Source organism: Gallibacterium salpingitidis, assembly GCF_001678495.1.
Taxonomy (GTDB): Bacteria; Pseudomonadota; Gammaproteobacteria; order Enterobacterales; family Pasteurellaceae; genus Gallibacterium; species Gallibacterium salpingitidis.
Window position 1 is genome coordinate 74,336 of the sequence record NZ_JTJL01000012.1, and the last position, 26,298, is coordinate 100,633.

At 35.9% G+C, this 26,298-nt stretch carries 24 protein-coding genes; 4 read left to right on the plus strand and 20 right to left on the minus strand.

Going from position 1 to position 26,298, the window contains the following annotated elements:
* Positions 1-173: 173 nt before the first annotated feature.
* Positions 174-1,367, plus strand: coding sequence for a cystathionine beta-lyase (gene metC, locus QS62_RS03260; protein ID WP_066105828.1), 1,194 nt, complete (start codon positions 174-176; stop codon positions 1,365-1,367).
* A gap of 22 nt (positions 1,368-1,389) precedes the next feature.
* On the opposite strand, the gene QS62_RS03265 is transcribed toward metC, so the two are convergent.
* From QS62_RS03265 to xylF, 13 genes are all read right to left on the minus strand, one after another.
* Positions 1,390-2,202, minus strand: coding sequence for a TPR domain-containing protein (locus QS62_RS03265; protein ID WP_066105831.1), 813 nt, complete (start codon positions 2,200-2,202; stop codon positions 1,390-1,392).
* Complete coding sequence (nrfF, locus tag QS62_RS03270; protein WP_066105833.1) at positions 2,195-2,650, minus strand: heme lyase NrfEFG subunit NrfF; 456 nt, start codon at positions 2,648-2,650, stop codon at positions 2,195-2,197. Before nrfF ends, QS62_RS03265 begins: the two co-directional genes overlap by 8 nt.
* A complete protein-coding gene (locus QS62_RS03275; RefSeq protein ID WP_066105836.1) occupies positions 2,647-3,192 on the minus strand; it encodes a DsbE family thiol:disulfide interchange protein in 546 nt (181 codons plus the stop codon). The genes nrfF and QS62_RS03275 overlap by 4 nt, the downstream gene beginning before the upstream one ends.
* Positions 3,189-5,102, minus strand: coding sequence for a heme lyase CcmF/NrfE family subunit (locus QS62_RS03280; protein ID WP_066105839.1), 1,914 nt, complete (start codon positions 5,100-5,102; stop codon positions 3,189-3,191). Before QS62_RS03280 ends, QS62_RS03275 begins: the two co-directional genes overlap by 4 nt.
* 90 nt (positions 5,103-5,192) lie before the next feature.
* Positions 5,193-6,152 carry a cytochrome c nitrite reductase subunit NrfD gene (gene nrfD, locus QS62_RS03285; RefSeq protein WP_066105844.1) on the minus strand — a complete coding sequence of 320 codons (960 nt, stop codon included), beginning with the start codon at positions 6,150-6,152 and terminating at the stop codon, positions 5,193-5,195.
* On the minus strand, positions 6,149-6,829 hold the full coding sequence (nrfC, locus tag QS62_RS03290) for a cytochrome c nitrite reductase Fe-S protein (protein ID WP_066105847.1): 681 nt from the start codon (positions 6,827-6,829) through the stop codon (positions 6,149-6,151). The genes nrfD and nrfC overlap by 4 nt, the downstream gene beginning before the upstream one ends.
* The gene (gene nrfB, locus QS62_RS03295; RefSeq protein WP_066105850.1) at positions 6,826-7,440 is read right to left on the minus strand and encodes a cytochrome c nitrite reductase pentaheme subunit; all 615 of its coding nucleotides are present in this window, start codon (positions 7,438-7,440) and stop codon (positions 6,826-6,828) included. Before nrfB ends, nrfC begins: the two co-directional genes overlap by 4 nt.
* A gap of 69 nt (positions 7,441-7,509) precedes the next feature.
* Positions 7,510-8,985 (minus strand): ammonia-forming nitrite reductase cytochrome c552 subunit, encoded by a 1,476-nt coding sequence (gene nrfA, locus QS62_RS03300; RefSeq protein ID WP_197495474.1) that lies wholly within the window; start codon positions 8,983-8,985, stop codon positions 7,510-7,512.
* Between the two features lie 394 nt (positions 8,986-9,379).
* Positions 9,380-11,011: a glycoside hydrolase family 43 protein gene (locus QS62_RS03305; RefSeq protein ID WP_066105855.1), complete on the minus strand. Its 1,632-nt coding sequence runs from the start codon at positions 11,009-11,011 to the stop codon at positions 9,380-9,382.
* A gap of 15 nt (positions 11,012-11,026) precedes the next feature.
* Positions 11,027-12,472 carry an MFS transporter gene (locus QS62_RS03310; RefSeq protein WP_066105858.1) on the minus strand — a complete coding sequence of 482 codons (1,446 nt, stop codon included), beginning with the start codon at positions 12,470-12,472 and terminating at the stop codon, positions 11,027-11,029.
* Between the two features lie 351 nt (positions 12,473-12,823).
* Entirely contained in the window at positions 12,824-13,951 is a 1,128-nt protein-coding gene (locus QS62_RS03315; protein WP_066105860.1) for a sugar ABC transporter permease, read from the minus strand.
* Positions 13,952-13,954: 3 nt separating this feature from the next.
* Positions 13,955-15,469: a xylose ABC transporter ATP-binding protein gene (locus QS62_RS03320; protein ID WP_066105862.1), complete on the minus strand. Its 1,515-nt coding sequence runs from the start codon at positions 15,467-15,469 to the stop codon at positions 13,955-13,957.
* 49 nt (positions 15,470-15,518) lie between these two features.
* A complete protein-coding gene (gene xylF, locus QS62_RS03325; protein ID WP_066105865.1) occupies positions 15,519-16,517 on the minus strand; it encodes a D-xylose ABC transporter substrate-binding protein in 999 nt (332 codons plus the stop codon).
* Between the two features lie 285 nt (positions 16,518-16,802).
* On the opposite strand from xylF, the gene xylA reads away from it, so the two are divergent.
* Together xylA and xylB are read left to right on the plus strand one after the other, a co-directional pair.
* Positions 16,803-18,122 carry a xylose isomerase gene (xylA, locus tag QS62_RS03330; RefSeq protein ID WP_066105868.1) on the plus strand — a complete coding sequence of 440 codons (1,320 nt, stop codon included), beginning with the start codon at positions 16,803-16,805 and terminating at the stop codon, positions 18,120-18,122.
* Positions 18,123-18,205: 83 nt separating this feature from the next.
* Positions 18,206-19,651 (plus strand): xylulokinase, encoded by a 1,446-nt coding sequence (gene xylB / locus QS62_RS03335; RefSeq protein WP_066105871.1) that lies wholly within the window; start codon positions 18,206-18,208, stop codon positions 19,649-19,651.
* Positions 19,652-19,705: 54 nt separating this feature from the next.
* On the opposite strand, the gene QS62_RS03340 is transcribed toward xylB, so the two are convergent.
* Genes QS62_RS03340 through QS62_RS03365 form a run of 6 tightly spaced genes read right to left on the minus strand, consistent with a single transcriptional unit; the run spans position 19,706 to position 24,609 of the window.
* Positions 19,706-20,890, minus strand: a complete 1,185-nt coding sequence (locus tag QS62_RS03340) for a XylR family transcriptional regulator (protein ID WP_066105873.1) — start codon at positions 20,888-20,890, stop codon at positions 19,706-19,708.
* Between the two features lie 52 nt (positions 20,891-20,942).
* Positions 20,943-22,289 (minus strand): exodeoxyribonuclease VII large subunit, encoded by a 1,347-nt coding sequence (gene xseA, locus QS62_RS03345; RefSeq protein WP_066105875.1) that lies wholly within the window; start codon positions 22,287-22,289, stop codon positions 20,943-20,945.
* A 5-nt stretch (positions 22,290-22,294) separates the two neighbouring features.
* Positions 22,295-23,497, minus strand: a complete 1,203-nt coding sequence (locus QS62_RS03350; RefSeq protein ID WP_066105878.1) for a ribosomal protein uL16 3-hydroxylase — start codon at positions 23,495-23,497, stop codon at positions 22,295-22,297.
* A gap of 1 nt (position 23,498) precedes the next feature.
* The gene (locus QS62_RS03355) at positions 23,499-23,831 is read right to left on the minus strand and encodes a hypothetical protein (protein WP_066105880.1); all 333 of its coding nucleotides are present in this window, start codon (positions 23,829-23,831) and stop codon (positions 23,499-23,501) included.
* Positions 23,832-24,182 carry an RnfH family protein gene (locus QS62_RS03360; RefSeq protein ID WP_066105884.1) on the minus strand — a complete coding sequence of 117 codons (351 nt, stop codon included), beginning with the start codon at positions 24,180-24,182 and terminating at the stop codon, positions 23,832-23,834.
* On the minus strand, positions 24,175-24,609 hold the full coding sequence (locus QS62_RS03365; protein ID WP_066105886.1) for a type II toxin-antitoxin system RatA family toxin: 435 nt from the start codon (positions 24,607-24,609) through the stop codon (positions 24,175-24,177). The genes QS62_RS03360 and QS62_RS03365 overlap by 8 nt, the downstream gene beginning before the upstream one ends.
* 98 nt (positions 24,610-24,707) lie before the next feature.
* Here QS62_RS03365 and birA point away from each other — a divergent pair, with 98 nt between their 5' ends.
* A complete protein-coding gene (gene birA, locus QS62_RS03370) occupies positions 24,708-25,646 on the plus strand; it encodes a bifunctional biotin--[acetyl-CoA-carboxylase] ligase/biotin operon repressor BirA (RefSeq protein WP_066105891.1) in 939 nt (312 codons plus the stop codon).
* Between the two features lie 71 nt (positions 25,647-25,717).
* On the opposite strand, the gene QS62_RS03375 is transcribed toward birA, so the two are convergent.
* A complete protein-coding gene (locus tag QS62_RS03375; protein ID WP_066105894.1) occupies positions 25,718-26,254 on the minus strand; it encodes a gamma carbonic anhydrase family protein in 537 nt (178 codons plus the stop codon).
* Positions 26,255-26,298: the final 44 nt, after the last annotated feature.

The following is a 26,298-nucleotide window of genomic DNA, read 5'->3' on the forward strand; positions in this document are numbered from 1 at the left end:
ACTATCTCCTTGTGAGTATCTAATTAATGATTAAGATTGAAACAACGAAATAATAACAAAGCTCGTTGTTTTGACGTGGTAAAAGATACCGCTTTCCCTATTAAATATACAGTTGTTTTTATCTATCAAATCAATTAATGTTAAACCATATATTTACCAAGAGAGGTTTAATAATGGTAACGCAATCACAACAAAAAAACACGCAACTTATCCATTCCGGTCGTAAAAATCGAGTTACTCAAGGTAGTGTAAATCCAGTTATCCAACGTGCATCTTCTTTAGTTTTTGAAACTGTCGCTGATAAAAAAATCGCTACTCGTCAACGTGCAAAACAGGCATTATTTTATGGCCGTCGTGGCACATTAACCCATTTTGCATTACAAGATTTGATGTGTGAATTAGAAGGTGGCGCAGGCTGTTATCTGTATCCTTGTGGCGCTGCTGCAATCAGTAATAGTTTATTGTCATTTGTACAGCAAGGCGATCATATTCTAGTGACTGGTGCAGCTTATGAACCGACACAAGAATTTTGTCAGGTGATATTAAAAAAATTAGGTGTAGAAACAACTTTTTTTGATCCAATGATTGGTGCAGATATTTCAGATCTTATTCAAGAAAATACAAAAGTCGTCTTTTTGGAAGCACCAAGTTCATTGACTATGGAGGTTGGCGATATTCCAACGATGGTTAAATCAGTGCGTGCGAAAAAGCCTGAGATGATTATTATGATCGATAACACTTGGTCTGGTGGATTATTATTTCCAGCATTACAACATGATGTTGATATATCAATTCAGGCAGGAACAAAATATTTAGTAGGCCATTCTGATGCGATGATTGGAACGGCGGTGGCGAATGAGCGTACCTGGGATCAATTACGCGAGCAATCCTATTTAATGGGACAAATGGTAGATGCGGATACTGCGTATATGACAGCACGAGGTATTCGTACCTTAGCGTTGCGTCTAAAACAACATGGTGAAAGTAGCATTAAAATTGCAGAATGGTTAGCACAACAACCAGAAGTTAAAGCCGTTTATCATCCAGCATTACCAAGTTGCCCAGGGCATGAATTTTTTAAACGTGATTTTAGTGGGGCAAGTGGCCTATTTTCATTTGAATTGACACAACGTCTTGATGAACAACAAGTTGCTGCATTTTTAGATCACTTCAAGTTATTCACTATGGCATATTCATGGGGTGGTTATGAATCATTAATCTTAATTAACCAACCAGAAGAAATTGCACGAATCCGTCCTAATATTCAGCGTAAATTAACGGGCAGTTTAGTACGTATCCATGTTGGTTTAGAAGATCCTGAAGATTTAATTGCCGATTTAGCAGCGGGCTTTGCGAGAATTCGTTAATTGTTATAGTTAGAGTACAATTTTATTGTACTCTAGCTTTTTCCTCAGCAATATTCATCATTTTGATTAATAACTTACGATCGACTTTACGTTGACTATCTAAAATTTTCTGCCATAAATCAATCGCTTGTGAGAAATGTTGTTGATTAAAGGCATCATTAGCAAGCAGTAATAAAGCTGCTGTATCTTGTGGATCGAGTTCTAGTGCTTCATCTAACCACTGTTGTACTTGTTGGGTGATGGTTTGATTAGATTTGTAGTAAAGTGCAGTGGCAGCAGCGCCAAGAATATAAGATTTTCTGCCTAATAAAATAGTTGCTCTAGAATAGGATTCTATTGCATTGTCAAATTCATTATTTTGAGCATAAGCTAAGCCTAATTCATACCAATTTTCACCATTATTGGGATTAGTACGAATTTTATTCTGTACAGCAATAATCATTTCTTCATTTGGATTTTTGTTGTTATCTGTTTGGTTGATGTGCTGGCTTGTAATTTGTTGCTGTTGTTGTAATTGTGAAAAACGTTCAGTTGTAAAGTAGTAACCAAACACTAATAAAATTAACAGTAGAGCAAAAGAAATTGCGATAGTTTTTGCATAAAGAAGAGGATTTTTTGCGCTATTTTGTTGCTCTTGCATAAAACGATAGGCAGTTTCATTGATTAAAATGATATTTTGCTGCTTTTTACCTTGCGCTAATTGTTGATTAAGTAGTTGTTGATTAAGCTTTTTATTATTTAAATCTTCTCGTGTAGTTGGCTTGTAAAAATATAGTATGGCTAAGATCAATACACAATAAATAGTGATACCGACAAAGAAAATCATATTATTCATGTTGTTCCTGTTGATCTAAAAAAGCTTTGAGTTGTTGTTGTTCCTCAGCATTGAGCAGAGTATTTTTCTTACGTTTACGGAGATAAAAAATACTAGAAAATATCGCAATTAGTAATGCAAGTAGTGGTAATAACCATAAGAAGTAAGTTTTTGTTGTTAATGGTGGATCATAACGTACAAAATCACCAAAACGTTCTGTCATTGTTTGCACAATTTCATCATTACTTTTTCCCTGATTTACCATTTGATACACTTCAAGACGTAAATCATAAGCGACAGCTGCATTAGATTCGACTAAGTTTTGGTTTTGACATTGTGGGCAACGCAAGGTTTTAGCTAAGGCAATAGCACGTTGCTGTGCTTCAGGTGAATTAAATTGAAATGTATCAACAATTTCAGCTTGTACAAAGCAACTAAAACCAAGAATAAGTAGCAAGATAAATCTCATTTGTTTTCCATTTGTAGTTTTTTAATTAATGGCAACATTTCTGTTTGCCAAATCGTTTCGTTAATTGCTCCACCATCAAAGAAATAGCGCATAATTCCTTGTTTATCAATAATGAAAGTATAGGGCGCACCATTGATACCTAGTTCTGCAGCAAACATACCTTGACTGTCATAGGTATTCAGTTTGAATGGGTTACCTAACTGCTGTAATGTTTGTAAGGCATTTTCACGCTTGTCTAAATAGTCAATGCCAATAATTGGTACATGATATTGTTGTGTAATTTTATGCAGTAATGGAAATTCTTGTTGGCAAAATTGACACCAACTGCCCCAAATATTGATTAAGTAAACCTCGCCTTGTGGAAAATCGTTATTGTGCAAAATACGATTCTGCTCTTGAAGATCAGATAAGGTAAAAGCTGGTAATGGTTTATTGAGATGATCTTTCATTTTTTGTAATGGATCCTGATTTAAGCTAAGAAAGAGCATTACAGCAAAAATAAAAATAATAATAAGGGGAATGAATAACAGCCAACGTTTCATAGTGATACCTGATTTATTTGACGCGGTTTTCTTGCTTGCCACATTGCAAAGAAACCACCTAACATAGCTAATAAACCACCGAACCAGAGCCAGCGAATATATGGTTTATAGTGTAAACGGAAAGCAAATTCAGTAGGTGAGAGTTTATTGCCCATTACGATATAAAGATCGTGTGTCCAACCCCATAAAATACCCACTTCACTCATATTCATTGTACGTACATCATAAAAACGTCGTTCAGCACTAATTTGTGCAATGTTGCTATTGTTATGGCTAATATTAAAAAAAGTACGTTCCGCAGTATAGTTTGGACCAATCTCATTGCGATAACCAAGATAAGTAAATTGATATTGGTGTAAGGTTTGTGTATCGCCAGCTTTCATTTTCACACTCATTTCTTCGGCATAATAATTACTCATTGTTCCACCGATAATACTGATCGCTAAGCCTATATGAGCAAAACGCATACCCCACTGCTTTTTATCTCGTAACCAGTGTGAAAATAAAGTATTAAAGCATAGCCACCATGACAAAGTTAGTAGTATAAAAGCCACAGGTGAAATTGCTTTTAATTGAAAATTTGTTTCATACAAGATTTGCGCAATGGTAAGCAAAATTGCAGGAATTAGCAGCAAGCTTGCTTTGTTCAGACGTGAAAGTGTTATTCGCTGCCAAGTGAATTGTGGTGAAAAAATAATCAGTAATAAGACAATCAATAATAATGGCAGGAATAGGTGATTAAAATAAGGCGTTCCTACAGAAATACTTCCCCAACCCATCATAGTAAAAATCATGGGATAGAAGGTACCAACAAACACAATTAAGGTTGCTAAGGTAAATACAATATTACTGATAAGAATAGCGCTTTCTTTAGATAACCATTGGAAGCGTACAATAGAAGGTGGAGTATTGGCGCGTAATGCAAATAATGTTAGACCACCAATAACGAATAAGAAAAAAATGAGCAAAAGAGCATGACCACGTTGTGGATCAATGGTAAATGCATGGACAGAGGCTAATACACCTGAACGGACAATAAAGGTTCCTAGTAAACTGAGGGCAAAAGTAAAAATAGAAAGAAGCATTACCCAATAAAGCAATATTCCCCGTTTTTCATAAACAATTAAGCAGTGCAATAATGCGGTAGCAAGGAGCCATGGCATTAGTGAAGCATTTTCCACAGGATCCCAAAACCACCAACCACCCCAACCGAGTTCATAGTAAGCCCACCAAGAACCTAAAATAATTCCTGCAGTCAGAAAAGCCCAAGATGCTAATACCCAAGGACGACATAAACGCGCAAAAGCAGCATTGAATTGTTGATACATAAGGGCAGCAATCACTAGGGAAAAATTAACTGCAAAACCAACATAGCCCAAATAGAGTAAAGGTGGATGTACGATTAAGCCTATATCTTGCAACATAGGATTTAAATCTCGTCCTTCTAATGGAATTGGAAACAAACGATGAAAAGGATTAGATAGGCATAAAATAAATAAAGCGAAACAAAAACTAATTAACCCCATTATTATCAGTGCAGTACAGATAATTTTTTGGTCAGCGTGGCGATTTAACCAAGCAAATAATCCAGTCCATACAGAGAGAGAAAATAACCAAAACAGCATAGACCCTTCATGACCACCCCATGTTGCGGCAATTTTATAGAAAAGGGGTAAGTTTGAATTGGAATGTTGAGCAACATACTCCAATGAAAAGTCATTGGTAGCAAAAGCGTAGGCAAGTAAGACTAAAGTAATAACAGTAAAAATAGTATAGAGATAACTTAATGGGAATGCTAATTGGAAAAAAATAGATTGTTTTTGCCATAAACCGTAAGCTGGTAATAACCATAAAAAGAAAGTGAGTCCAACGGTTAAGAGTAAGCTGATAAATCCTAATTCTGCTAGCATAAAGTATTAAGTTCTCTGTTATAAAAATTAAAATGATATGTTGGTGGCCAACATATCATTTTTCTATGTTATATCAATAAGTTATTTTCATTAAGCAAGTGTCATTTGCCCTGCATATAGCGCCCAGAAACGTAGGCATAGCACACCGATTAAACTTAAACTGGCTACAAGGATAATAAATCCTTTACGGTGTTTAATTTCTTGTGGCATGACAGCATTTAGGAAAGTTGGCAATACTAAACCAATTCCCACTAGCCCAATCCAGAATACGTAAGACCAAAAACCACCGCCAACAGCATTATATAATGCAACAGTTTTTTGACCGCCACCTAAATAGAGCCCAATACAGAATGCAAAGAGTAAGAAGGCTTCAATTAAAACTACCGGTAATTCAAACTTATGCACAAAGTTGAGTGCTGGTGAATGTGTGCTTTCTTTGGTAAATAATACTGTTGCCAACATTAGTGCCGCAATTCCTGAAGAAGTACCTGAGGCAAGGAACAATACTGGTAATACTGGGTTATTTAGCATTGGATAACTGATCAATGCTGAAAGTAGGAAACCAGTATATGCCCCTAGCAACACAGATAAGAAAATCAAAATGATTTCAACAGGGGAATTGAAGCGTTCTAACTTAGCGATAATGTGATTAACAAAAACAAGTTTAGGCATAAAACGAGCAATGAGTTGGGCAATTAATCCTTTGAAGAGAAAAGCTAACCACAACAATAAAAATGCCATATAGATTTGGAATAACATTACCCCCATAGACATAATGGAAGTGTGATGATAATTGAACATCAAATACCAGAACGTCCAAGGTTTAGTTAGATGGAAGATCAAAATAACCAAACCTAAAATAATGGTAACTGGAGCAATGATTGCTGCACAGCGAATGATATTATTTTGATCTGGGTTTGTTCCTGCAAGACCGCTACGCTTTAATAGTACTGCCAACATCGTAGCACCAGCAGAGATCCCTAATAAAAAGAGATAAATAGCAATAATTTCGTCCCACACGAGAGATGGGAAATGAAATGGATTATTCATCGTCTGATCTCCCCGCGTTTACTTGGAATATGATAAAGATTCGGTTCTGTACCAAGTTCTACTTTAGTACGGTAAACCTGTTCTTGACGAATTTTTTGTGAAATCTCACTGTGCGGATCATTGAGATCACCAAAAGTTAATGCTTTAGTAGGACAAGCTTCGACACAAGCAGGTAACTTACCTTTTGCTAAGTTAGTGTCTCGGCAGAAATTACATTTATCTGCAGCCTTCGTTACGGGATCAATATAACGGACACGATATGGACAAACCGCAATACAGTATTGACAGCCAACACAAAGATCTGCGTTAACATCAACAATACCTGTTTTGGCATCAATAAAAGAAGCGCCAGTTGGACATACATGTACGCAAGGTGCATTACTACAATGCTGACACGAATGACGGAAAAATTCATATTCAACATCAGGAAACTCACCATAAGGTTCACTACGAATGATCTGTAAGCGAGAAACGCCTTCTGGTACCTGATTTACTTCACGACAAGCATCCATACAAGCAGTACAACCAATACAGCTACGCTCATCGTGTAACATTCCATAACGTTTATTTTTTTCTTCGGTTTCAGACAGTGCGGTCGCTAATGTTTTATTGCTTGTTCCAGCCACCAACACTAGCGCTCCAATCCCTGAAACGAAATTGCGGCGTGAACAATTCATTGTGTATCCTTATTCGGTTGTTTAGCTTTCTCTTCACGAATCGCTTGTTGCTTTCCATGACAATCTACACAGAGTTTTACACGTTGTTTTGGTTGAATATCTTTCATTGCATCATGTTCCGGATGCAGAGTATGACAGCTAGCACAAGGTAATTTCATTGCGTGTACATCATGTGCCCAGAATTTCTCTCTTAATTTGTCAGGTTGGTGGCAAGCAAAACAAACTTGGTTTTGTTCTTGTGCAGTGTACATTGGTGTTTTGCCATCAAAAATATCACCATGGAAACGCATAACATCTTTCACACCACGACGATGGTCTTCAGAAATTTTGCCATGGCAACTGACACAATTAATTGGTTTACCAGTATTCGGATTTGTTTTGCTTAAATGTGTGCCATGAAATTGTTGATTATTAAATTTATGACATTTTGCACAATATTGGTTCGGATCACGTTGATTTTCCAATTGTGGTTGATAAGTCAACGTATTTGCTGTCTTTTCATTTGCAGCACTGGCAGTCGCATTATCCGCTGTTGCATGGAAGGCAAATGCGAACAATCCTACTGCAATACTGCTAAACAGTCCTTTTTTAAAAATGTTGTAGAAATTCATTGTTCTTTCCTCAAATAAGTACAGATTCTGTTGGTTGCCTCACTAAGAGAGGCAACCTTATACTGAGATTTATTTTGCATCAGCAGGTAATAAACCTTTTTCTTTTGCTTCTTTATCCCATTGAGGAACAACAGTTTTTAAGAACTCTTCTTTTTCACGTTTATGTTTTTCCATATCAATACCGATAGCAGCTTGTGCTTTTTCTTTGGTAGAGATATCCGGAATTGCAACCGGTTGAGCCACATTGTGTTTAGTTAAAATAACGGCAAGTTTACGGCGAGCATCAGCTGCTTTATCTAAACCAGAACCTAAAACATTTAATGCAACTTCTGGTGCGTGTACATATGCGCCATGGCTAGCAGAAGTGTAATCCCAACGCCATTGTGCATGACGAATATCTTGTAACACTTCTTTCATTTCATCTTCTGTTGCACCAGCATCCCAAGCCGCTTTAGCTTCAAAGTGAGCATGTACAAGTTGATCTTCTAATTTAATCAACATTTGAGTTACGCGTTCTTTACGAGAGTTAACAATGCCTTGTAATTTTTCTTTGCTTTGATCGTGGCAATTTGCACAAGTATTTTGGAAGTTATCAAATGGATTACCGATATTGTGATCGGTGAATACCCGACCATCGGCAGCTTGAGTTTTTGCCATATGGCAATCTACGCAGGTTACGCCATTTTTACCATGCATACCCATAGTCCAAATTTCAAAATCTGGGTGTTGTGCTTTAAGCATAGGAGCTTTAGAAAGTGAATGAACCCAATCTTTGAATTGAAGATCATCGTAATATTTTTCCATTTGTTCAACACTCATACCATTTTGCCATGGGAAAGTAACGGTCTTCTTATCACCGGCAAAGAAGTATTCAACGTGACAGTTTGCACAGACTGCAGCACGTTTATCAGTTTGATCAGAACGTTCAAAGTTCCAATCAACTTTATCTAATGCACGTAATACATGAGGACGAGCGATTCGTAATGCTGGCTTGCCTTCAGCAAATTCTTTGGAGTTAGTATCATGGCAATCAGCACAACCAATAGGATTAACAATTTCATTACCCCATTTAGCCCATTTCACACCAAAATAACCATCTTCACCTTTTTCAGTGATTAAACGAGCAACATCGGGGCTTTTACATGTCCAACAAGCAGCCGGTTGAGGACCGGTAGTTTCATCTTTTGGAGCACCAGTACGTAAAATATTGCGTACGTCAGTAATGGCATAGTAGTGTCCACGAGGATGATTGTATTCTACAGAAAATAAATAACCGCCCCATAACACAACTAAACGAGGATCTTCAGCTAAAGCATCACCAATTTTTTCTGATTTTTTTGTACTAAGCCAAGATTGATATTGTAAAGGGTATTTTTCTGCATAAAGGTCATTACGGACAGATTTAGCATCAATATCAAACTTCATATCTTTAAATTTATCATTATTGATCTGATTTTGATCGATTACTGGTTTAGTTGCTGGTTGTTCTGCTGCATAAGCAGTAGAAATACCCATCGTTGCTGTACCAGCTAGTAGTAGCAACATAGCTTGCTTGAAAGTTTTCACGATAATTACCCCAACATAAAAGTTATTAAATAAATAACAAAAATTGAATAAATTAAATGTTCCTAATCCCTTATGAACACAGGCAAGATAGAGTTATGAACGATAGCTACTCTATCAAATAATCACAATAATTCTAAGGTTATATAGCTGTTTTTTGAGTTTAATCAAAAAGTTTTAGCCATAATAGTTAGAAATGGGATCAGAATCACTATTTATACCTATTAAGTGTTAGAAAAGTGAATAATATCAATGAATTAAGAATTTTATTTTTAATACCTAGTTATGGGTATATTTTGATTAAATTTTGATCTTTTTAAAAAAGTAAAGGCACATATAGTGGTGGATATGTGCCTTTGTTATGATGAGAATATAACTATTTTTGTTGATTTATATTTTCTCTATAACGGAAATGAGTAAATTCGGCAGTTAATTCATAACCAGAATAATCTATACAAGCTAGACCGACAAATGCACCTGTGAAGAATCCGCCATAAGATTGTAAAACATAATCATCGGAGAGTATTTTAGCGTCTAGTTTTACTGGAATTCGGGTGTATTGCTGACCATCGAATGAATATTCATAGTGATAAAATTGTTTTTCTACAATGGTTTTTAACCAGATGTATTCAATGTTATCTGGAACTTGGATAGCATTTTCTTGTAATAATGACCGATATTGTCCTCGATTGTTTTCTGCTACCTCAATCACACGACCTTTTTGCTCATCATATGTAATAAAGACAAAAGACCAATGACGATCATTATAGAAATTAGTCAAACCAGCCATTTGTTGATAACTAAAAGGATCAAATTTGACTTTTGTTTCAGCTTCAAAATAGAAATGCTGCCAACGTCTTGCAATCATTGATACTTCATGTGTATTGGCAAGAGAACCACGACCAATTAATGAGAGTTTACCATTACCTACTTCACCAAAATAATCAGAGAATGGTACGCGTAATGTATTCCAATTTGGACTTAATTCGGAAGAAGTGAAGTCATCAAATTGATCATTTACAGTAGATTTTGTTTGAGCTGTAACACCCTGTGGTAGATCAATATAAATTTGTCCGCCAGTGCCACCTTCTACTTTTGGCCAGCCATTATCATTCCAATACACTTTTTGTAGAGAAGTTTCACGACCTAAAGTACACCAGCCACGAGGATCTGTAATGGATTCTGTACTATGATGCCATGGACGACCGCATAAACTAGCATAATACCATTCGCCTTCAGGTGTGTTTACTAATGCACCATGTCCTTGTTTTTGTAATTCAAACTTAGGTGTATCAAAATTCGTAATAAATGCACCATCAGGATCGGTTTCAAAACTATATGCATCAAGAGTTTTGGATCTTGCAACCACCTCTTGATGAGTATATACAGTACCGCCTTCAGCAGCAAAAAGATAGTAATAGCCATTAATTTTGTATAAATGAGGACCTTCAACTAATTTTACATCGGTGCCGGTGTAAATGGTTCTTGCTGTCTGTGGTTTTAGTTTCATCGTTGCGGTATCGAATTCTGTAAGAGTAATACCGTTAAATGGATGTTTATATTCACGATGATCCCAAGTTTGTTGGACTAAATATTTTCTACCATCATCATCATGAAAGAGAGAAGCATCAAAACCAACGCCATTTAATTTAATTGGATCTGACCAAGGCCCTAAAATATTCTCTGCAGTTGTGAGATAGTTGGTCATATCTTTAAATGCACCTTCTGTGACTTTTACATCAGTATAGACAAGCCAAAATTTACCATCTGCATAAGAAAGATCCGGCGCCCAAATACCGCCAGAAGAGGGATTTCCTTTCATATCGAGTAATGTTTTTGTTGATAATGGGGAAGGTAGTAATTCCCAATTCAATAGATCTTTTGATTGATGTAAACGAACACCGGGAAACCACTCAAAGGTAGAATTTGCAATGTAATAAGTATCATCAACACGAATAATCGAAGGATCTGGATGGAATCCAGTAAGTATTGGGTTTTTTATTTTCATAGCATATCTCCTGAATTATTTATTTGTTGTAATGTTAATATTCATTTTTTCAATTTCTTCATCGGATAATGGATAAAGAGAGATAACAAAACCAGCAATAATGGCAAGGATAATTGGCATCCAAATCATTGAAATATTGATACCAGATAAAGCTTGGAGAGTTTGTGATTCTTTTGTACCATCAAAGCCAAAGAAAGCATTAATATAAGCAGGAATAATACCGCCTAAAGCCAGACCAATTTTAAAGAATAATCCCATCAATGAATTGATAATTCCTGCGACACGTTTTTTCGATTTAAATTCTCCATAGTTGATAACTTCCGGAACAAGAGCCCACATAAATCCAGTAGCTGAAGTTAATCCCCATTGTTGGAAGAATCTACCGATATAACCAAGTGTTGGAGAATCTTTGAAGGAATCAAATTGCCAAATATAGAGTAATAATTGTCCAATAATAAAGATGCCTAAGAAAACAAAGAAAAATCTTTTTTTGCCTAAGGTTTTTCTTAAATAAGGCCATAATGCAACAAGAAAGATACCGGGTAATGAACCAATTAAGCCTATAGTTCCCATCCATTCTTGATGTCCAATATTATAATTCATATAAAATGGCCAAACAGTATTACCAAAGAACATAAATATGAAAGAAATTAGAAAGAATAATCCTAATATACGGAGTGGATAATTATTTTTTAACTCTAAAATAAGATCAATATATCTAATTTTACTTTCACTATTTTCCTTAGGGAAAATACGCTCTTTAGTACCAAAATAGCAGAATATTAAAGCAATAAAACCAATGGTCATATAAACAGCATATACTTTGAACCAGGCAAAACCGGCATCTGGTGTCATATAATTACCAAGATTTAATTGAATGCCAAAAAATCCAATATCACGTAAAGATTGATGTGGTGAAGCTAATTGGATAAATAATGGGAACAATGTATAAACTAATAAATTTGCAACATTAGCCATTGTCATTCTAATTGTTGTAATTTCGGTAATTTCACTATTATCTCTGGTTAAGGAAGCATTTAATGAGCCATATGGGATATTCACAAAAGAATAAATTAATGCAGTTGCTAAGTAAGAGAGAAAGGCATATAAGAAACTACCTTTAGTTGCCTCTATTGGTAAAAATAAAAATGCAGCAATAATTGTTAATGGAATACCAAATCTTAAAATATAGGGTCTATATTTTCCATTTTTAGTGATTTTACTTTTGTCAACAACAGTACCAACCCAAGGATCCCAAAAGACGTTAATCCATTTTACAATGAAGAAGATAGTTGCACCTGCAGCAGTAGAAAGTGTATTTACGGTGATTAAATAAACTAATAAGAAACCACCAATAGTCCCAAATATTAAATTTTGTGCTAGATCGCCAGAACCATATGCTATTTTTTCTTTTAATGAAAGTTTAGCAAATTCGTTATTAAGACTTGGAGTGTCTGACATAAATATCTCCTATGTTAAAATATTAAGATAATTTTATTATTGTTATTTATGTTTTATCCTCAATTTATAAATTTTTCTTCTCGATTACGTTTTTTGGTTTTTGTGATGAATGTCACAATAAAAATATAGTATAAGATAAGTAAATATGTACTCTTTAAAAGTGGTTTTTTAATATAGTAATTAAATTAAATTAAATTAAATTAAATTAAATAATGTGAGAGGAAGGGTAACTAATTTTAGTTTAGATAGGGGTTATATTTAATATAGTATTTAAATTAACTTTATTATAAATAATAATACCCTGTTATAACACAGGGTATTATATATTTTTTAGAGAAGAGGGAATTTCAATTATTCTTTTTTCTTACTAATAGAATCAACCCATACTGCTAGTAATAAAATTCCACCTTTGACAATATATTGCCAGAAGGTTGGTACGTCTAACATACTCATACCATTATCCAAAGCAGCGATAATTAATGCACCGATAATGACACCAAAAATACTACCAACACCGCCGGCTAAACTTGCACCACCGATAACACAAGCCGCGATAGCATCTAATTCAGCATTTTGACCAGCAGAAGGTGAACCTGCACCAAGACGAGCACTTAAAATCAAACCTGCTATTGCAACCATTAAGCCATTGATTGAAAAGATGGCTAATTTAATTTTTTCTACTTTAATACCTGATAAACGCGCTGCATCAATATTTCCACCGATTGCATAAATATAGCGTCCGAAGGCTGTTTTCTTGGAAACAAAATAACCAATAACAGCAAGGATAGCTAACAGTAAAACAGGGAATGGAATACCACGATAATCGTTTAGTAAATAAATAGAACCAAGTAGTAAAACTGCAAGTGCTGCATAGGTGAGAAAATCTTTTGACATAGTTGGAACAGGCAATTGCAATTTTTGGCGTGCATGGCGTTGGCGACTGTTCCAAAGTATAAAGGCAATTACAGCTAAGCAACCAATACCAAGTCCCCACACATCAGGAATGTAACCTTGTCCAATTAAAGTCATTGATTGTGTAGTTGGTGAAACAGTTGAACCATCAGTAATACCGATCAAAATACCACGAAACGCTAACAAACCAGCTAAAGTAACAATAAATGAAGGTACACGTTGATAAGCTACCCAATAACCATTCCAAACACCAAAAATAACACCAAGAATCAACGTTGCGAAAATAGTTGCTGGTAATGGCCAACCCCACCATACGTTGGTAATAGCAGCAAAACCGCCTAATAAGCCCATTAATGAACCAACTGAAAGATCAATTTCAGCAGCAATAATGACAAAGAGCATTCCAATGGCCAGAATCCCGGTAATGGAAGTTTGACGTAATAAATTGGAAATATTTCTTGCACTAAGATATGCGCCATCAGTGGCAAAAGAGAAAAATAGCATAATTACAATAATTGCAATCAGCATAATATAAACTTGTAAATTAATGGATTTAAGGTTTTTCATAGACTACTCCTTGAGTGCAGTTTCCATTACTTTTTCTTGAGTAAGATGATCATTGATTAGATTTCCTTTTAATTTGCCGTGATGCATAACGAGCACACGATCGCTGATTCCTAATACTTCAGGTAATTCAGATGAAATCACAATAATCGCAACACCTTTTTGCGCCAATTCGTTGATTAATTTATAAATTTCATATTTTGCCCCCACATCAATACCGCGAGTTGGTTCGTCCAAAATAAGAATTTGTGGATTAAGTAATAACGCTTTCGCTAAAATCGCTTTTTGTTGGTTACCACCGCTTAAACGAGCGATAGCTAATTCAGGAGTTGGAGTTTTTACTTTAAGATCTTGAATTGATTGTTGAATCACAGTTTCTTCCAAGGCCTCATTAATAACTGCACCTTTGCTGCAATATTTTGGTAATGCTGAAAGGGTAATATTTTTATTAACGCCCATAATTGGAATAATACCGTGGCGTTTACGATCTTCTGGTACCATAAAAATGCCATTTTTGATCGCTTCAGCGCAATTTTTATGTTTTACCGTATTGCCATTTAAGATAAATTCGCCTGTAAATTTACCTGGGTAAGCGCCAAAAATACATTGCACAATTTCAGTACGACCTGAACCCACCAATCCAGCGATACCTAAAATTTCGCCTTTATGGAGTTGGAAACTAACATCATCAATGCGTTTGATATGAGTATTAACATGATGCCAAGCTGTTAAGTTTTTTACTTCTAGAATCGTTTCACTAATTTGATGAGGTTCGTGTGGATAGAGAGAAGTAATTTCACGACCTACCATCATAGTAATGATATCGTCTTCTGTCATTTCAGAAGCTGAACGAGTCCCAATATGTTTACCATCACGAATTACACAAATTTCATCCGAAATTGCCTTTACTTCATTTAATTTATGAGAAATATAAATACAAGCAATATTATGAGCTTTTAAATTACGAATTAAATCGAGCAATATATCAGTTTCTTTTTCAGTTAAAGAAGCAGTTGGTTCATCTAATATTAATAAACGTACATTTTTATTTAATGCTTTTGCTATTTCGACTAATTGTTGTTCTCCTAAGCCTAGCTCTCCGACAACAGTATAAGGATCAACATTAAGTTGTACTTGAGATAACATTTTCTGACAACGAAGGTACATTTCATTTTCATCTGCAATACCATAATTAGTAATTTCATTGCCAAGAAAAATATTATCCATAATAGTCATATTTTTCACTAAAGCTAATTCTTGGTGAATAATGGCAATACCTCTGCTTTCCGTATCTTTTATATTTTTTGATTTTAATAATTCACCGGAAAAATAAATATCGCCCTCGTAATCACCATAAGGATAAATACCACAAAGTACCTTCATTAAAGTTGATTTTCCTGATCCATTTTCTCCACAAAGAGAGAGAACTTCACCAGGTGAAACAGAAATAGAAATATCATCTAGTGCTTTTACATCACCAAATTTTTTTACTATTCCTTTCATTTCTAATAAAACATCCATAGGAACCACCTTAAATAAATTGAGGGAGAAGAAACTCCCTCATAATTTATTATTTATAAACACTATCTTTAGTATGGAAACCATCTTTGATGACAGTTTCATCAATATTATCTTTAGTGACTACAATTGGTGTTAATAAATAAGATGGGACATCTTTAAGGCTATTATTTAAGACCGCATTACTTTCAATTTTTTCACCTTTACCAAGTTTCACTGCAATTTCTGCTGCAGTTGCCGCTAATTTAGCGATTGGTTTATAAACGGTCATAGTTTGGGTACCAGCAACGATACGTTTGATACCAGCTAGGTCAGCATCTTGTCCTGAGATAACAACTTTACCAGCCAATCCTTGAGCTTGTAATGCTTGTACTGCACCGCCTGCAGTCGCGTCGTTAGAAGCGACTACCGCATCAATTTTGTTATTATTTGCAGTGAGTGCATTTTCCATAATTTGTAATGCTTTTTCTGGTAACCAAGAATCTACCCATTGGTCACCAACAATTTTAATATCACCTTTATCAACTAATGGTTGAATAACTTTCATTTGTCCTTTACGGAAAAGTTTTGCGTTATTATCAGTTGGTGAACCACCCATTAAAAAATAATTTCCTTTAGGTTTTAATTTAACTAAACTTTCTGCTTGTAATTCCCCAACTTTTTCATTATCAAATGAAACATAGAAATCAATATTAGCGTTATTAATTAAACGGTCGTAAGCCAATACTTTAATTCCAGAACGAGAAGCTTCCTCAATTACATTGCTTAATACATCACCGTTATGTGGAATAATGACTAATACATCGACATTTCTATTAATCATATTTTCGATTTGAGAAATTTGGACACTATCATCACCATTTGCAGATTGTACAAATACTTTTGCACCTAACTCTTCCGCTTTTTTACTAAATATTGAACTATCTTTTTGCCAACGCTCTAAGCGTAAATCATCAATAGACATACCAATAGTTAAATCTTTTGCATTAGATACACTGCTCATACAACCTAAAATAATTGCAATAGATAATAAAGTTTTTTTCAATTTCATTTGAGCCACCTCATATTAATTAAAGGGATAAGTATTACAGCGGCTATTACTATTCATAATTTCTACATGCGGAACAATTTATAAATTTTGTTTTGCAATTACGATTTTTAGTTTCTGTGATAACTCTCACAATATTGAAAATAAGTCTATTTTATTGATTGTGTGATATTTATCACAAAAAACAATTATCTAAATGGCAAAAGAAAATAACGTAATTGAAGAGATATTTTTTCATATTTACTCTTTGCACATCTCAATTCATTACTCATGCAAGGAGAATCAAAAATGACAACTTATTTCGATCAAATTGAACAAGTAAAATACGAAGGCCCTCAATCAACCAATCCATTCGCATATCGTTATTACGATACAAATCGTGTGGTGCTGGGTAAAACAATGGCGGAACATTTACGTTTAGCAGTATGTTATTGGCATACTTTCTGTTGGAATGGTACAGATATGTTTGGTACTGCTTCATTGGATAGACCTTGGCAAAAAAATCCAACTGCATTAGAAGCAGCAAAAGAAAAAGCGAATATTGCTTTTGAATTTATTAAAAAATTAGGTGTGCCTTATTACTGTTTCCATGATGTAGATGTAGCACCAGAAGGCAATTCTTTTAAAGAATATATCTATAATTTCTCAACTATTGTTGATTTATTAGCACAAAAACAAGCAGAAACTGGCATTAAATTGTTATGGGGTACAGCGAACTGTTTCACCAATAAACGTTATATGGCAGGCGCAGCAAGTAATCCGAATCCGGAAGTATTTGCTTGTGCAGCAACTCAAGTATTCAACGCTATGCAAGCGACTCATAAATTAGGCGGTGAAAACTATGTGTTATGGGGCGGACGTGAAGGTTATGAAACCTTGTTAAATACTGACTTAAAACGTGAACGTGAACAACTTGGCCGTTTTATGCAGTTAGTAGTAGAAAATAAATATAAACTTGGTTTCAACGGTACATTGTTAATTGAACCAAAACCACAAGAACCAACTAAACACCAATACGACTATGATGTTGCGACAGTTTATGGCTTCTTAAAACAATTTGGTTTAGAAAAAGAAATCAAGGTTAATATTGAAGCCAACCATGCAACCTTAGCAGGTCATACTTTCCAACACGAAGTAGCAACTGCTGCTGCATTAGGTATTCTGGGTTCAATCGATGCGAATCGTGGTGATGCACAACTTGGTTGGGATACAGACCAATTCCCTAACAGTGTTGAAGAAAATGCATTAGTCATTTATGAAATCTTGAAAGCTGGTGGTTTAGGTACCGGTGGTTTCAACTTCGATGCGAAAATCCGCAGACAAAGTATTGATCGTTATGATCTTGTACACGCTCATATCGGTGGTATTGATGTCTTAGCTAAATCTTTATTGATTGCTGCAGAGATGATCGAAAATGACCGTTTACAAGCATTAAAAGATCAACGTTATGCTGGTTGGGATGCACAATTTGGTCAAGACATTCTTAATGGTAAACTTTCATTAGCTGATTTGGCCCAATATGTTACTGAGAAAGATCTTGCACCAGCACCAGTTTCTGGACGCCAAGAATTATTAGAAAATATTGTGAACTCTTATATTTATAAATAATAAAAGGAGATCAGGGAAAGAATAATGGCGGTTTCTTTCCCTTTATTTTTGTTATTGGTTTGGGTAGAGATGAGGGGGTACTTATGTATCTCGGTATTGATTTAGGAACATCAGGTATTAAAGCAGTATTATTGGATGAACAACAACAGATTGTTGCGACTAGTACTGTTGGATTGACAGTAACTCGGCGACAAGCATTGTGGTCGGAGCAAGATCCTGCTGATTGGTGGCAAGCAGTACAACAATGTTTTGTTCAATTAGCCTTGGAACAAGATCTTACTAAAGTAAAAGCGATTGGTTTAACTGGACAGATGCATGGTGCAGTGATGTTGGATCAGCATGATGAAGTGCTTTATCCTGCGATTTTATGGAATGACGGTCGTAGTTTTGCTGAATGTCATGAGTTAGAGCAACTAGTACCAAATTCTCGAGAAATTACAGGTAATTTAATGATGCCAGGATTCACTGCGCCAAAAGTGAAATGGATTGAAAAGCATGAACCTGATGTGTTTCAGAAAATTGCGAAAGTCTTATTGCCAAAAGATTATTTGCGATTGTTGATGACGGGCGATTATGTGAGTGAAATGTCTGATGCAGCCGGAACAATGTGGTTAGATGTCGGAAAAAGATGTTGGAGTGAAACATTATTGTCGGCTTGTCATTTAACTGAACAACAGATGCCTCGTTTAGTTGAGGGAAATCAGGTTACAGGTTATTTATTGCCTGAATTAGCACAACAATGGGGAATGAATTCGGTACCTGTCGTTGCTGGTGGTGGTGATAATGCCGCAGGAGCAATAGGGGTTGGATTATATCAAGCTGGACAGGCGATGTTATCGTTAGGAACATCAGGTGTTTATTTTGTAGTTACTGATAAATATTTGAGTAATCCAAGTAAAGCAGTGCATAGTTTCTGCCACGCATTACCAAATCGCTGGCATTTAATGTCTGTTTTGTTGAGTGCTGCTTCTTGCATTGACTGGGCAAATAAAGCGTTGGGCATTAATGATATTTCTCGCTTTTTTGCATTGGCTGAACAAGCACAAAGTAGTAAGGATGTGTTATTTTTACCTTATCTCTCCGGAGAACGTACACCGCATAATGATCCTTATGCAACGGGTGTTTTTTGGGGATTGCATCATGATACAACTCAAGCAGAAATGGCAAGAGCTGTGGTTGAAGGGGTCAGTTTTGCATTAACAGAAGGGATTGAAGTATTACATGAAACAGGTGTTGTTGCTGAATCCATCACTTTAATTGGTGGCGGTGCGAAGAGTCATTTTTGGCGCCAGTTATTAGCGAATATTAGTGGTAAAACCTTTGAATATCGAGTCGGTGGCGATGTAGGGCCGGCATTAGGTGCCGCTAAATTAGCACAAATGGCATTACATCCAGAACAAGATGTTGCCGATTTTTGTCCACCATTACAATTAGAAGCACGCTATACACCTGATCCACAACAATTTAAACATTATCGTGAAAAGTACGAGAAGTTTAAACAGCTATATCAACGTGTTAAGTATTTGTAATTAAAGAAGATAGATAAAAAACATACTGACAGTAGCCAGTATGTTTTTTACGATTTAAGCTAATGCCTCTGAATTATACTTTGCTCGATACTCATTTGGGGTTTGTTGAAACTCTTTCTTAAAAACAAAATAAAAATACTGCACAGAGGGATAACCACAAATTTCAGCAATTTCTTGAATTGGAATTTGGGTGTCATTTAATAACTGTTTTGCTTTATTCATTTTTTCATCATGTAAAACTTGATGAATAGTTTTCCCCATTTCGATACGAAAACGATTTTCTAAATTAGAACGTGAAGCCTTAACGTAGTCTAAAACTTGTTCCACTTTGATCCCAGAACAAGCATTTAAGCGAATATAATGTAGTGCTTGAATGATTAAAGGGTCTTGAATAGAGCGATAATCTGTTGAGGTTCTGGCTTCAACATTGATTGGTGGAATTAAAAATGGGCTATGCTTAATTGGACGATTTTCAATTAATGCATGTAGTAATTTAGCAGCTTGATATCCCATATTTTTTGTTCCTTGACGAACTGATGATAAAGGAACACGTGAAAATGCTTGAATGAGTTCTTCATTATCAATACCAATAATGCAAAGTTGATCAGGTACTGGAATATCTAATAAGTCGCAGGTTTGCAGTAAATGTCTAGCGCGAGCATCGGTAACCGCAATAATTCCGGTATGTTTAGGTAAGGAGAGAATCCATTCGGTTAATTCTTGTTGGGCTTGCTGCCAATTTTGGGAATGTGTTTCATGACCAAGATAAATTTCTGGTTGATAATTGTTTTTAGCCATAATACGTTCAAACGCCATTTTGCGTTCAGTGGACCAATGTTGAAATCCCGGATCGGGTAAACCGTAAAAGGCAAAATTATTAATCCCTTTTTGTTGCAGGTGCTCAAATGCAAATTGAAGGATGGCATTATTATCAGTGGCAACATAGGGAATATTTTTCGGATAATTATTTTCATCTTGATAAGAGCTACCCACTGCTACCACAGGAATATCGCTATTAATGAGTTTTTGGACTAAGACTGGATCATCAAAGTCAGCAATAATGCCATCTAAATTTTGTGGATCTAAAGCTAATTCGCGATGAATAAAATCATCTTCTAAGAAAACATTCCAAGAAACACGAGAAGCTTGAATGTATTCGCCAATTCCTGCCATTACTTCACGATCGTAAACTTTATTTGCATTAAAGAATAAAGCGATTTGGTAATAAGGCTTTGACATTGTGCTCTCCTTGCTTAATTAAGCGATAGTCATTTGAAAAAATGTAGTTTGATCACTCCTTGATCTGTTTTACTACACTTAAGATCTCTCCATTATTGGTTTTGGTCACCAACATCTGCCCAATGGCAACTTGTTTTGCACTCGTAATAAGTTGATGGTTTTCTGTTGTTGTCACAGTATAACCACGTTGTAGCACCTTTAATGGACTAATACTGTCTAAACGACTGCTAAGTTGAGATAACTGATAACGTTGTTGTTGTAACAGCATATTCATTGCAGCGGTTAAACGATAATGCCATTGTTGTAAGTTCTGTTGTTGATACAAAATATTGTCACTAAGGCGAATTTGCCATAAACGTTGTTGTAATCGTTGTTGCTGTTGTTGTCGTTTTTGCAAGTAAAGTTGGATAGCTTTATACAAACGATCATTCAGATATTGATATTGCTGTTTTTGTAATGCTAAACGAGTTTGAGGATGTTGATTTTGTAAGCGTAGTTGCAATTTTTCTAGGCGTTGGCGAGCCTGATTGATAAGGTAATTAAACGCTATCTCAAGTCGTTGCTGTAAATAATCAATTTTTTGCCATAGTTCTTTTTGATCACGACTTAATAATTCAGCGGCAGCTGATGGTGTTGAGGCGCGTAAATCTGCGACAAAGTCAGCAATCGTCACATCTGTTTCGTGTCCAACAGCACTGATAATCGGAATAGATGAAGTAAAAATCGCACGAGCTACAATTTCTTCATTAAAACACCAAAGATCTTCTAATGAACCGCCACCGCGTCCAACAATTAAAACATCACACTCTTGACGAACATTAGCAATTTCAATACTGCGTACAATATCTTGTGCTGCTTCTTTACCTTGTACCAGAGTTGGATAAATCACTACTTCTAAACTCGGGTTACGTCTTCGCAAAATCTGCAAAATATCGTGTAAAGCTGCACCGCTAGAAGAAGTAATCACACCAATTCGTTGGCAGACAGAAGGTAATGGCTTTTTCCATTGTTGTGCAAATAATCCTTCAGCGGCTAATTTCATTTTCAGTTGTTCAAACTGTTGTTGCAATAAACCTTCGCCTGCTGGCTGCATACTATCAACAATAATCTGATAATCGCCGCGGGGTTCATATAAACTAACACTAGCTTTGACAAGCACTTGCATACCGTTTTGCGGTTTAAATGCAACACGCAGGTTACGCATACGGAACATTGCCGCTCTCACTTGTGCATCATTATCTTTTAACGTGAAATACCAATGCCCTGATACAGGTTGCGTAAAATTAGAAATTTCACCAGTAAGCCATAATGATCCTAATTGCTGTTCCAATAACTCTTTTGCACAACGGTTAAGTTGGCTAATAGATAAAATTGGCGGATTAGTTTGGTTCAGCATCATCGTAGTTATTCCGTATCTAATAGCAACCAACCATTGTCAAGCCAGTCACACAAGCTATCTAATAATAAATTGAGCGGAATATCTTGGCTGACATATTGTTGTAAAGTCTGCCAATCTAATGCGTTGCCATCAGCAAGATAAGCTAATAGCTGACACTCGGTGTCATTTAATTCATCAATCCATTCACCGTTAATAAAAATATTGCCATTGTCGGTATAGATAATCTTACTATTCGCATCTTGGATAATGATATCGCCTTGTTGTAAGGCTTCTTGTAACTCTTCCGGATAATATTCATCTTCTGTCGCTAATAAATTGTAACGGCGCGTACTGACTGTGGTTGCTACCGCTTGACTAAATAGGTCATCAAATTGTGAAGAGTTTTGTAAGAGTGAAATAAGTTGTTGTTTTAATGTTGCGATATTTTCTGGAGAGAGTAAGCCATTATTTTGTAGATTCGGTGCTAAACGAAATGGGATGGCAAAATCACTGCTGTTAAGTTGTTCACTATGATGTTCTAGTGCTTTGCAGAAATTTTCTAAAATGTCGCTAGCATTTGGGTAACGTAAACCAAAAGAGAAGGTAAGACAATCGCTCTCTGCCACACCGTAATGCGATAAACGAGATGGCACATATAGCACATCACCGGGTTGCATCACTTCATCAAGGATTAATTCACCCATCTCATCAAAAATACGGATAGGCTGATTCGCTTTAAATTCAGTAGAAGGATCGCACCATTTACCTAATTGCCAACGGCGTTGTCCATAACCTTGTACTAGAAAAACATCATATTCGTCATAATGTTTACCCACTGAACCGCCTTTCGGGGCAAAGGAAACCATAATGTCATCACGCTGCCATTGCGGAATAAAGGCAAAGGCTTGCCATAATTTGCCAAGCTCTGGCGACCATTGTTCTAAATTTTGTACTAATACTGACCACTTTTCAGGTAAATTTTTAAAATCTTTTGCCTTCAGCGGACTGGTTTTCAATTGCCATTTTTCTTCACCGTTGTGTTGGTGCGTTTGAATTAAACGTGCTGTTACCTCTTCTTCTTGTGCTAATTCGATAATATCCTGTGGTTCAAACATACCGACAATTTGTGGTAACCCTTGTCGAATGAGTAATGGCTGTTTTTGCCAGTAATCGCGTAAGAAAATTTCTGGAGTAATCTGTTTTGGTAGGCAAAAAGGAATAGTATTCATATTATTTTTTCTCTTTTGATATTTTAAAACTGGTCATAAGTGTTAGCGCTAAACTAAGGCTATAAAGGCAGAATAATAATAGGAAAATACCTAAGCTCCAGCCTAAAACCGAGTGTGGTAAAGGAATTAAGTTTGCGGATTGTAATGGTAAATGAAACATTAATGTCGGAGCAGTCAATAAGACAATGACAATGCTGTAAATAAAGGCCAGCCATTCCGGTAATAACCAGCCAAGTTGAATTGATATTGCATAAGGTACGATGATAATGAGTAACAATATGACAAAAATAATCATCGCCGGTTTATGTAGAGAAGCGTTTTTTTGCTTAGACATTTAGGCATTTCCCTTAGCATTTTCTTCTTTACGTTGTTGTTTTTCCAATTCTTTCTGTTGCTGTTGTTCTAATTGTTGCTGTGCAGCACGTTTACGACGAATTTCTTTTGGATCGGCTAATAAAGGACGATAAATTTCGACGCGATCTCCTTCTTGCAAAATGTCAGTTAATTTCGCTAAGCGACCGAAAATGCCGACTTTATTTTCGCGTAGATCAATATCGTGGAATACTTGTAATACGCCGGATTGTAAAATGGCTGATTGTACATTGCAGCCCTCTGGCAAACGGACTTTTTTTAAGAAAAATTGTTGTGGTAGTGCGTATGTGACTTCAACATTAATTTCAGCCATGATAAATCTCCTTGGCACGTTGCTTAAAGGCTTGCACCATTTGTGAGGTAAGTTGTTGGAATATTTTGCCAAACATCTTTTCCACTAAAGCGTTGCTGAATTCAAATTGTAATTGCAGGCTGATTTGTGATGAAAATTCATCTAAGGGTAAAAAACGCCATTCGCCTTGTAGTTGTTTAAATGGCCCCTTAACCAATTTCATCTGGATTGATTGGTAAGGAGTCATTGTATTATGTGTAGTAAAGGCTAAACGAATCCCTGCTTTACTTACCACTAACTCTGCATCCAATTCATTACCTTGTTGTTGCAAGGTTTGGCTAGCAACACAACCAGGTAGAAATTGAGGATAGAGTTGATATTGATTCACTAAGTGATACATTTGTTCAGCGCTATGCGGTACTAATGTGGTTTGTGATACTTTATTCATAATTGTTAGAGATAAACACAAATGCCATGTATTATACGCATTTTCGATAGGAATTATAGCTTCTGCATTGTTAGAAGCTGGACGAGTGAAAATAGATAATGAATATAGCCCTATTAACTTTATTGGCAGACGCTAAACCACATACTTATTCGCAAATTTGTCAAACTTTAGCGCTAGACAGTGCAACATTAATGACGGAGTTGGAACAATTACAACAATCGGGAATTCAGCTAATCAAAGAAGAGCAACATTGTTATTGGTTACCAACCGCTGAATTATTAGATCGCGATTTTTTACAACAAGCATTACCACACAATCATCTTATTATTAAACCGGTAATTGATTCGACTAATCAGTATGTTTTAGATCATTTACGGGAATTAGCAAATAACAGTGTCTGTTTAGCAGAATATCAAACAGCAGGGCGTGGCCGGCGTGGCCGTAAATGGCTTTCACCTTTTGCAGGACAAGTGATTTTAAGTTTTTATCGTACCTTTGCTAAAGATATTCCTTTATCAGGCTTAAGCCTAGCAATTGGAATTGCGGTAGCCAGAGCGTTGACACTGTTAAATTTCCAACAAGTGCAATTAAAATGGCCAAATGATATTTGGCTAGCGGGAAAGAAATTGGGTGGAATTCTGATTGAGATGAAGCAACATTCCGATTTATCACATTACCAAGTAGTGATTGGTATAGGTTTGAATGTAGCTTTGCCAACGGAAATTACTTTAGATCAACCGATTGCAATGTTGAGCCAGCAGCAAAAAATCGATCGTAATCTAGTGATTAAAGAGTTAATTTTGCAGTTAAATAGTGTGTTGGATCTATTTAGTGAACAGGGGTTAACACCGTTGTTAGCAGAATGGCAGCAATATGATCTTTTTTATCAGCAACCAGTAAAATTATTATTGGAGAAGCAACAATTGAGCGGTATTGAACAAGGTATTACGGCACAAGGAGAATTGTTGTTGCAAACTGAACAAGGAGAGATTAAAGCTTTTGCGATTGGAGAGATCTCTTTGCGAGGTAAGGAATAAATAATGGTAAAAATGCTAAGTATTTTGTAGTTAAGGTACTTAGCATTTTTAGAAAATTTCAGTGATAAATTTTATTGATCAGTTTGCTGATATTCAGCGGCAGTAGTCACATAATTTTGTGCTGAAATAGGTAAAAAGGCACGCTCACTCTCTGTTAATGGTCGCACTTGTTTAACTGGTGAACCTAGATAAAGATAACCACTTATTAAACGTTTTCTTGGTGGTACTAAACTACCAGCGCCGATAATGACATCATCTTCAATAATTGCATCATCAAGAATAATCGTTCCCATACCGACTAATACGCGATTGCCTATGGTGCAGCCATGTAGTGTCACGTGATGACCAATGGTGACATCTTCGCCGATATGTAAAGGCGAGCCTTGCGGATTGCTTTCACTGCTTCTCGTAGTATGCAAAACACTTAAATCTTGAACATTGCTGCGCGCACCAATGCGAATATCATTAACATCGCCGCGTAATACTGCACCTGGCCAAATTGATACTTGATCAGCTAACCATACTTTCCCGATTACTGTGGCGGCTTCATCAATATAAACATGTTCACCAAGTTGTGGTTGATAGGATAAGTATTTGCGTATAGTCATAGTTGATCCTTGCTTTGTATGAAAATTATAGAAAATAAATGGTC

What these genes read in the sequence shown, in the direction of transcription:
- nrfB (WP_066105850.1), bottom strand. Translation starts at nt 7,440, where the DNA reads ATGAATTTCTACAACATTTTTAAAAAAGGACTGTTTAGCAGTATTGCA.
- QS62_RS03275 (WP_066105836.1), bottom strand. Translation starts at nt 3,192, where the DNA reads ATGAAACGTTGGCTGTTATTCATTCCCCTTATTATTATTTTTATTTTT.
- xseA (WP_066105875.1), bottom strand. Translation starts at nt 22,289, where the DNA reads ATGATGCTGAACCAAACTAATCCGCCAATTTTATCTATTAGCCAACTT.
- QS62_RS03305 (WP_066105855.1), bottom strand. Translation starts at nt 11,011, where the DNA reads ATGAAAATAAAAAACCCAATACTTACTGGATTCCATCCAGATCCTTCG.
- nrfC (WP_066105847.1), bottom strand. Translation starts at nt 6,829, where the DNA reads ATGAATTGTTCACGCCGCAATTTCGTTTCAGGGATTGGAGCGCTAGTG.
- nrfF (WP_066105833.1), bottom strand. Translation starts at nt 2,650, where the DNA reads ATGAGATTTATCTTGCTACTTATTCTTGGTTTTAGTTGCTTTGTACAA.
- QS62_RS03355 (WP_066105880.1), bottom strand. Translation starts at nt 23,831, where the DNA reads ATGTCTAAGCAAAAAAACGCTTCTCTACATAAACCGGCGATGATTATT.
- nrfA (WP_197495474.1), bottom strand. Translation starts at nt 8,985, where the DNA reads ATGTTGCTACTACTAGCTGGTACAGCAACGATGGGTATTTCTACTGCT.
- nrfD (WP_066105844.1), bottom strand. Translation starts at nt 6,152, where the DNA reads ATGAATAATCCATTTCATTTCCCATCTCTCGTGTGGGACGAAATTATT.
- QS62_RS03340 (WP_066105873.1), bottom strand. Translation starts at nt 20,890, where the DNA reads ATGTCAAAGCCTTATTACCAAATCGCTTTATTCTTTAATGCAAATAAA.
- QS62_RS03360 (WP_066105884.1), bottom strand. Translation starts at nt 24,182, where the DNA reads ATGGCTGAAATTAATGTTGAAGTCACATACGCACTACCACAACAATTT.
- QS62_RS03375 (WP_066105894.1), bottom strand. Translation starts at nt 26,254, where the DNA reads ATGACTATACGCAAATACTTATCCTATCAACCACAACTTGGTGAACAT.
- xylF (WP_066105865.1), bottom strand. Translation starts at nt 16,517, where the DNA reads ATGAAATTGAAAAAAACTTTATTATCTATTGCAATTATTTTAGGTTGT.
- QS62_RS03320 (WP_066105862.1), bottom strand. Translation starts at nt 15,469, where the DNA reads ATGGATGTTTTATTAGAAATGAAAGGAATAGTAAAAAAATTTGGTGAT.
- QS62_RS03310 (WP_066105858.1), bottom strand. Translation starts at nt 12,472, where the DNA reads ATGTCAGACACTCCAAGTCTTAATAACGAATTTGCTAAACTTTCATTA.
- QS62_RS03350 (WP_066105878.1), bottom strand. Translation starts at nt 23,497, where the DNA reads ATGAATACTATTCCTTTTTGCCTACCAAAACAGATTACTCCAGAAATT.
- xylA (WP_066105868.1), top strand. Translation starts at nt 16,803, where the DNA reads ATGACAACTTATTTCGATCAAATTGAACAAGTAAAATACGAAGGCCCT.
- QS62_RS03315 (WP_066105860.1), bottom strand. Translation starts at nt 13,951, where the DNA reads ATGAAAAACCTTAAATCCATTAATTTACAAGTTTATATTATGCTGATT.
- birA (WP_066105891.1), top strand. Translation starts at nt 24,708, where the DNA reads ATGAATATAGCCCTATTAACTTTATTGGCAGACGCTAAACCACATACT.
- QS62_RS03365 (WP_066105886.1), bottom strand. Translation starts at nt 24,609, where the DNA reads ATGAATAAAGTATCACAAACCACATTAGTACCGCATAGCGCTGAACAA.
- QS62_RS03280 (WP_066105839.1), bottom strand. Translation starts at nt 5,102, where the DNA reads ATGCTAGCAGAATTAGGATTTATCAGCTTACTCTTAACCGTTGGACTC.
- metC (WP_066105828.1), top strand. Translation starts at nt 174, where the DNA reads ATGGTAACGCAATCACAACAAAAAAACACGCAACTTATCCATTCCGGT.
- QS62_RS03265 (WP_066105831.1), bottom strand. Translation starts at nt 2,202, where the DNA reads ATGAATAATATGATTTTCTTTGTCGGTATCACTATTTATTGTGTATTG.
- xylB (WP_066105871.1), top strand. Translation starts at nt 18,206, where the DNA reads ATGTATCTCGGTATTGATTTAGGAACATCAGGTATTAAAGCAGTATTA.